Origin of the sequence: Streptomyces sp. NPDC088261 (assembly GCF_044740805.1) — a bacterium.
Lineage (GTDB): Bacteria > Actinomycetota > Actinomycetes > Streptomycetales > Streptomycetaceae > Streptomyces.
Genome location: NZ_JBIURL010000006.1, coordinates 431,600 through 437,927, shown reverse-complemented (window position 1 = coordinate 437,927; position 6,328 = coordinate 431,600). Strand labels below are relative to the sequence as shown.

The following is a 6,328-nucleotide window of genomic DNA, read 5'->3' as shown; positions in this document are numbered from 1 at the left end:
CCCTCGATCCCCCTCACGCGCAGCTGCTCATCGGTCACCGCTGCGGCGTCCGTGCCCATCCGGCACGTACCCCCGGTGTGACAGTACGAGATGACCGCCTCGCGCAGGTACGCGTCCAGGTCGTCGTCGCTCTCCAGCGCCGGGCCGGGGAGCACTTCGTGGTCGCGCCAGGGCCCGAGGGCCTTCGAACCGCCCGCCCGGCGTGCCCGGCGAAGGCCGGCGGTCATGCGGTCGACGTCCCGCCGGTCGGTGAGGAAGCCGGGATCGATGGCGGGCGCGGCGTCCGGGGCTGCCGAGGCGAGCGTGACGGAGCCACGGCTGTACGGCGACAGCAGTCCGACGCCCATGGTGTAGCCACTGGCCAGACCGGGCGGTGCCAGCGGCACGTCCATGAAGAAGAGGTGCAGGTCCGGCCGGGTCACGTCGCCGCCGCTGCGTACGGCGGCGACGACGTCGATGTGGTTGCTGTCGCCGGGCGTGATGTCCGCCGCATAGGTGGCCACCCCCACCGGGTGGTCGGACAGATTGGCGCCGACGCCGGGCAGATCCCGGACGACCTCGATGCCGTACTCGCGGAGCATGTCCGCAGGTCCCACGCCGGAGAGGTGCAGGAGGTGCGGCGAGCCGACGGCGCCGGCGCTCAGCACCACCTCGCGGGTGGCCCTTGCCTCGGACTCGACCCCGCCCCTGACGTGGCGGACGCCCGTGCACCGATCGCCGGAGAAGGTCAGGCCCACCACCAGGGTGTCGGTGGCCACGGTGAGGTTGGGGCGGCCGGCGGCGGGCGTCAGGTAGGCGTCGGCGGCGGACTGCCGGACCCCGTCGGCCGCGGTGAGCTCCGTCCACGTGACGCCCTCAGGGTCCGCGCCGTTGAGGTCGTCCGACATGGGGATGCCGAGGTCACGGAATGCGTCGAAAGCCGCCCGGGATGCGGGGTGGGGGGCGTCCACGGGCCTGGGGCGCACCGGCCCACCGGTTCCCCGGTAGGCGGGATCGAGGCCCTCGGTGTGTTCACTGCGCCGGTAGTACGGGAGCAGATCGGCGGACCCCCAGCCGGGGACGTCCCACGCGTCGATGGCCGCGGGGTGGCCACGTACGTGCATCATCGCGTTGATGGCGCTGGAGCCACCCAGTACCTTGCCGCGCGGGTAGACGATCTCCCTGCCGTTCAGCCCGCTCTGCGCAACGGTCCGGAACCCCCAGTCCACCTCGCCGCCCCACAGGCTGAACCAGGCACCCGGGACCGCCATCGCCGGCGGTCCCTCCGCCTGTCCCGCCTCGATCAGCAGCACCCGGACGGCCGGGTCCCGCGACAGACGCGCCGCCAGTACCGAACCGGCCGTACCGGCGCCCACCACCACATAGTCGAAATCCTGCGCTACTTCAGTCATGAGTACATCCCTCAACAACGCGTTGGGTGTTCTCCCTGACGTTCCGTCACTCGCGAGAGCGGCATGATCATCGGCGCTCGAACCGGCGGTCTCTCTGGTTCGGTGGAGTCGCCGGCCCGGGTGGACCGTGGCGGCATGGGCGACGAGGCCCTTGGCCGCCCCCCGAATCCCGCCTGTACGGAACTCTATAAAGCAGTACCAATGCCAACATACCAGTCGTTCAATAGGTTCGCCAAGCCGCCAGGCCGATGGCCGGGGATCCGGCCTCCGCTCGCGTCGGCGGGGGGGCGCCCAGGACGCCTGCCCGCATGTCGCGATGGGGTGAGGAATCCGGGATGTCACATACCAATCGTTCAGTATGCTATTGACGTACTGAACGATTGGTATGTACGTTGGCTGTGCGGCCAAGTGACCAGCTCCCGCGAGCCAGGAACGACAAAACAAAGGACGAGGCGCCGATGTTCATCGACAACCACTTCGAGCCGACCGTCGAGCAGGCCACGTACGACGGCCTGCCCGGCTCACAGGGGACGGTCGAGGGCCCGTACTACATCGAGAACGCGCCTCTGCTGACGGAGAAGCCGTACATCATGCCTGTGCGCGACGACGAGCCCGGTGACGCGATGGTGCTCAGCGGCCACGTCCTGGATCTCGACGGCAAGCCTGCTCCCGGCGCGCTCATCGTGGCACGCCAGCAACGACGGCACCTACTCCAGCTTGGGAGCGGCTCGAAGGCGACGGCGACGTATCGGGGGCTGTCAAGGAGAACCTGAAGATCGACGTGACCCGGAACGAGGACACGGACGTGGCGGCGCTGTACTCGCTGAGCACCCCGTTCGACTCGGCCGAGTACACCTTCCGGATGCGTCCCACGACCTGACGAAGTGCCATGTCTGCGGTTCGTCGCCCTATCACCGTCGCGTCGCTTCATCTCCGGCTGGACAGGAGCGTGAAGTGTCGCGCAGGACGGCCCGCTCTCTCTTCAAGAACGAACACCCGCACAGGAGGATGAAGATGAACGTCATAAGGAACGGATTCGAGACGATGGCCGGCCCCGCAGAAGGGTTCACCGGGGACGTCTACATCGACGTGATCAGCAAGCCGCTGCCGCCCGCCCGGATCATGGGCGGGGTGGTCCACTTCACGCCCGGCGCCCACACGGCATGGCACAGCCACCCCCTCGGCCAGACGATCTTCGCCACCGAGGGTGTCGGTCTCGTCCAGCGCGAGGGAGGACCGGTCGAGGAGATCCGGCCGGGCGACCGCGTACACATCGAGCCGGGTGAGAAGCACTGGCACGGTGCCGCCCCTGGCTGCTTCCACTCGCAGATCGCCTACCAGGCGGCCGACGAGACCGGCACTCACACCACCTGGGGCTCCCACCTCACCGAGGACGAGTACCCCGGGTAGATCCCGCGGCGAGCGCCGAACGCCGGCCGCGGCGACACCGGCGTGCTGGTCCGACTGGCCGCGATGCGGAAAAGAATTAGGAGGCCAGAAGGCGTCGCGAATCTCGACCGGCAGGGGAGGCAAGCGAAGAGGACTCAGGCGGAAGGGGTCAGCCTTTTGGCTGTACTGCAATGCGCCGTCCTCTGATGCCGCCACAGCTGAATCGCCGTCACTCCGAGCAGCACCGCGAACACCACCACCAGGGCGCCGGCGATCTCCGCCTGCCGGCCGCTGCTCACCCGGCCCGACTGCATGACCAAGCCCAGTACGGACAGTGTCATGCCAACCAGGTACACCGAACGCACGCGGCGCAGCTGCCGTACCGCACGGGGGGCAAGGGCAACACGCTTCATCAGAGCCATACCCGCCCCGATACCCCCGCCCGCCCGAAGCAGACATCGCCGTGCCCTGGGATTCGGCAGACTTTCCGGCTCCTGCTCGCAGGTCCGCCTCGAACTTCCGTGGTGTGCGCGTCTTACGGCATCGTCTTCGCGTCCTCGGCGGCCAAGGACGGCGACCTCAACCGCCAGGTCGCCCGCAGCGGCGCCTGTCGCGAACGTACTCCTGTCGTGCCGGTTTCCTGGTCACTGGCCGAGCTGCTGTACGACTCCGTAGTAGTCCTCCAGGTGCCAGCTCCGGACGATGCGGCCACCCTCGATCCGGTGGTAGTCCGACGCCCTGATCGCGATCTGGCGGCCGGTGGGCGGGATGCCCAGCAGTTCGGCGACCTGCTTGCCGGTCGTGACGTGCCGTACCGCCACGCGGTCGTCGTCCACGACGATGTCCTCGATCGTGAAGGTCAGGTCGGCCAGGACACTGCGCAGGTAGCCCGTGGTCCCCTTCCACCCGTCGGGGCCGGGGCCGGCGGGCAGCGGCGGCTCGGCCGTCCATTCCGCTGCCAGTACAACACGAGCCCACTCGCCGACGGCCGCGCGCTGGCCGCCACGCTGATCGACGGCGCGATCGCCCGCGCGGCGTGAAAGACCCCCGGCCGGGGCAGTGCTGGGGAGACCTGTCAGCGACTTGGCTGTGCAGGGTGCCGGAGAGCCAGTGAAGTCTCCCGTCGATTGCTCCATTTGAGTGATCCATTCGGGGGCGGTGAAACGAATCTGCCGCCGGGAAAGGCTTACGCCTGTCCGGGATGTGGCACGGTTTCAGTCATGAGGATGATCGCCATCTCCGCCGCAGCCACCGTATTGGGGGCTGTTCTCGTCGCCGCTCCGGTATCCGACGCGTTCGCGCAGCGGCACTGGGACAAGAGAACGAAGTGTGAGGAGACCGACCCCGACGGGCGGGTGATCCCCACGCGGTACGGCAACGGCGATCTGGGCTGGAACCACTTCTCCGGTAAGCACAACATCAAGAAATGCCGGGTCGTTGACGCCGCGTTGGCCGGAAAGGTGGACAAGAAAAATGGGGCGCGCCTTGAATACCACGGTGTTGCTCTCAATGGCCGCAAGCGGGTCAACATCGTGGTGATCGTGCAATACGCGCGCCGTAGCGCCGACGGCGAATACGATGCCGGCAAGGGCAAGAAGATCGGTGTCATCACGGCCTATTGCAAAGGCGTCACCAAGTGCCCGAACTGGGTCAACGAGTGAACGGTACCCGGGAGGAGGCCGTCGAGCAGCAGGCGTACCTCACCCGCTTCCTCCTCGACCACACCCTGGTGCCCCTTGCCGGCCGGACCTTCCTGCGCGGCGTGCTGCCGACGGGGGACGCCGTGCGGGTCGTGACGGGAGCAGCGGACGCCGAGGTGGAACCGGCGCCGGTCGCCTACGAGATTCCCTTGTTGGACGACGATGACGAACCGTTGACGGCTCCTCTGCTGTTGGGGTGGGCACGGACGCTCGCCGCCGGTCCGGCCTCCGGTTCGGACGCGTCGGTGATGGGCATGGCTCTGGTCCGGGTGGACACCGACACTCTCGAACCCGCCTCGCCATCCCTCGCGGACCAGGCGCTGCGTGTCCTGCGCACCCTGGCCTGGCCATTCGTCGAGGCACCGCCGAGCCCGGCGTTGTGCGGCTTCCTGTTCACCGGCCCGGACAGCATGCGTCTCTACCTCGCCGTTGAGGAAACCGACGGGCTGATTGCGGCCGACGTACGCCTCACCGGCGCGCTGACCGCCCTCCTGGCCGCTCTCCCCTCACTCGTGGGCGAGAAAGAGCGTTGGGTGACAGACACGGGGGATCCCCACTGCTCCCACACGGTCGACCTGACCGCCTGGTGACCACCCGCGGGTTCCGGCGGAGCTCCCGGAGGCCACGTGTTCTGCCCGTCCGTGTAGTCCAGCAGGTCCTGGTACGTCTGCCCTTCGGGGCGGTAGAAGCGGTCGGGGTGTGACTGGGCGCCGACCTTGGACTCGGCGATCAGGCGTTGAAAAGGTGAGGACAGCGGACGATGGTTGACGACCACCGCGTCGATCTTGCCTTCGGCGTTGCGGCGCATCGTCGCGGTGGCCTTGATCGGCCGCCCGCCCACCACCGCCTCGTACTCCTCCACGTGGTAGTCGCCGGCATCGCAGCTGAAGTGGTCGACCCGATCGCTGTAGAACTCACTGACGACCGCCAGCTGGGCCAGTACCGCGTCACGGCCCCTCAGTACGGCGTTCATGACCGTTCCCTCAAGGGTGACGTCCTCTGCCGGGTCGTCCGTGAATGATGACATCGCCCATCCCTCTCTTCGCACACGTCAGGACGTAACCAAACCAACTATGTTTATGTCATGGACGAGGGTGACCGGGCAAAGGCGGACTGGGAGTTCAACGAGATGGCGAGGCTGAGCACCATTGACCGTTACGTCACCTGTCGTCTGCGTGCCCGCGAGGCCCGTAGGTTGTTGACATTTCCGCAGGTCTTGGTGCTGTGCCAGGCCCGCGAACGGTTGGGGGACGTGTCGTAGAAGCCGGCGCCACAGCTCGGCTGCGCGCACGTCTTGAGACGCGTCCAGGTGCCTGCCGTACGGGCGAGCAGCATCTCCATCGCGACCAGAGCACTCACCCCCCGCGCCCCGCCCCGCGTCGGCGTGTACTCCACCTCGCCCTCCGCCGAGATGTCCAGCCACACCTCGGAAACGATCCTGCGAAAGCCCTGCTCACCGGGCGGCGGGCCGGAGTTCTCCGCCTTCGCGCGCAGACCAGCGCGCAGCGATTCGCGCAACTCCACCAGCTCGCCTAGGTCGCCCTCCCGGAGATCGATGGCGGGCGCCCGAAGCCCCGACTCCTCGGACCAGTCCGCCAGCGCCCGGACAAGCCAGGTGCGGGCCGTGGCCAGGTCCGCGAGCAGATCCGGCCCGGGCTCTCCTCTCTGCCCGTAGAGGGAGGTGTTGACCAGGTCCTGGATCAGGCGGAGTCCCGCCGGTGCCGGGGCGAGGCCGAAACGGCCGGTCATGTCCCGCTCCCCCGGGATGGCGGTATCTCTCGCCCGCGTCTCATGACGTAACCGTACTCCTCCTGCATATGTCCGCGCGAACCTCCCGTCGGGCTCGGG

General features: G+C 68.2%; 9 protein-coding genes. 5 read left to right on the top strand and 4 right to left on the bottom strand.

Annotation, left to right across the window (positions count from 1 at the left end; all coding sequences use genetic code 11):
• A partial coding sequence (locus tag ACIODU_RS15635) for a GMC family oxidoreductase (RefSeq protein ID WP_401767866.1) occupies positions 1-1,391 on the bottom strand: 1,391 nt, incomplete at its 3' end.
• Positions 1,392-1,849: 458 nt separating this feature from the next.
• Here ACIODU_RS15635 and ACIODU_RS15630 point away from each other — a divergent pair.
• Together ACIODU_RS15630 and ACIODU_RS15625 are read left to right on the top strand one after the other, a co-directional pair.
• Positions 1,850-2,164, top strand: coding sequence for a hypothetical protein (locus tag ACIODU_RS15630; protein ID WP_401767864.1), 315 nt, complete (start codon positions 1,850-1,852; stop codon positions 2,162-2,164).
• Between the two features lie 241 nt (positions 2,165-2,405).
• Positions 2,406-2,801 carry a cupin domain-containing protein gene (locus tag ACIODU_RS15625; protein ID WP_401767862.1) on the top strand — a complete coding sequence of 132 codons (396 nt, stop codon included), beginning with the start codon at positions 2,406-2,408 and terminating at the stop codon, positions 2,799-2,801.
• Between the two features lie 134 nt (positions 2,802-2,935).
• On the opposite strand, the gene ACIODU_RS15620 is transcribed toward ACIODU_RS15625, so the two are convergent.
• Complete coding sequence (locus tag ACIODU_RS15620; protein ID WP_356428216.1) at positions 2,936-3,202, bottom strand: hypothetical protein; 267 nt, start codon at positions 3,200-3,202, stop codon at positions 2,936-2,938.
• 222 nt (positions 3,203-3,424) lie between these two features.
• Positions 3,425-3,916: an ester cyclase gene (locus ACIODU_RS15615; RefSeq protein ID WP_401767860.1), complete on the bottom strand. Its 492-nt coding sequence runs from the start codon at positions 3,914-3,916 to the stop codon at positions 3,425-3,427.
• A gap of 90 nt (positions 3,917-4,006) precedes the next feature.
• Here ACIODU_RS15615 and ACIODU_RS15610 point away from each other — a divergent pair, with 90 nt between their 5' ends.
• From ACIODU_RS15610 to ACIODU_RS15600, 3 genes are all read left to right on the top strand, one after another.
• Entirely contained in the window at positions 4,007-4,441 is a 435-nt protein-coding gene (locus tag ACIODU_RS15610; RefSeq protein WP_401767859.1) for a hypothetical protein, read from the top strand.
• The gene (locus ACIODU_RS15605) at positions 4,438-5,070 is read left to right on the top strand and encodes a hypothetical protein (RefSeq protein ID WP_401767857.1); all 633 of its coding nucleotides are present in this window, start codon (positions 4,438-4,440) and stop codon (positions 5,068-5,070) included. Before ACIODU_RS15610 ends, ACIODU_RS15605 begins: the two co-directional genes overlap by 4 nt.
• Positions 5,071-5,240: 170 nt before the next feature.
• Positions 5,241-5,501 carry a hypothetical protein gene (locus ACIODU_RS15600; protein WP_401767855.1) on the top strand — a complete coding sequence of 87 codons (261 nt, stop codon included), beginning with the start codon at positions 5,241-5,243 and terminating at the stop codon, positions 5,499-5,501.
• 134 nt (positions 5,502-5,635) lie between these two features.
• On the opposite strand, the gene ACIODU_RS15595 is transcribed toward ACIODU_RS15600, so the two are convergent.
• The gene (locus tag ACIODU_RS15595; protein WP_401767853.1) at positions 5,636-6,229 is read right to left on the bottom strand and encodes a CGNR zinc finger domain-containing protein; all 594 of its coding nucleotides are present in this window, start codon (positions 6,227-6,229) and stop codon (positions 5,636-5,638) included.
• Between the last annotated feature and the right edge of the window lie 99 nt (positions 6,230-6,328).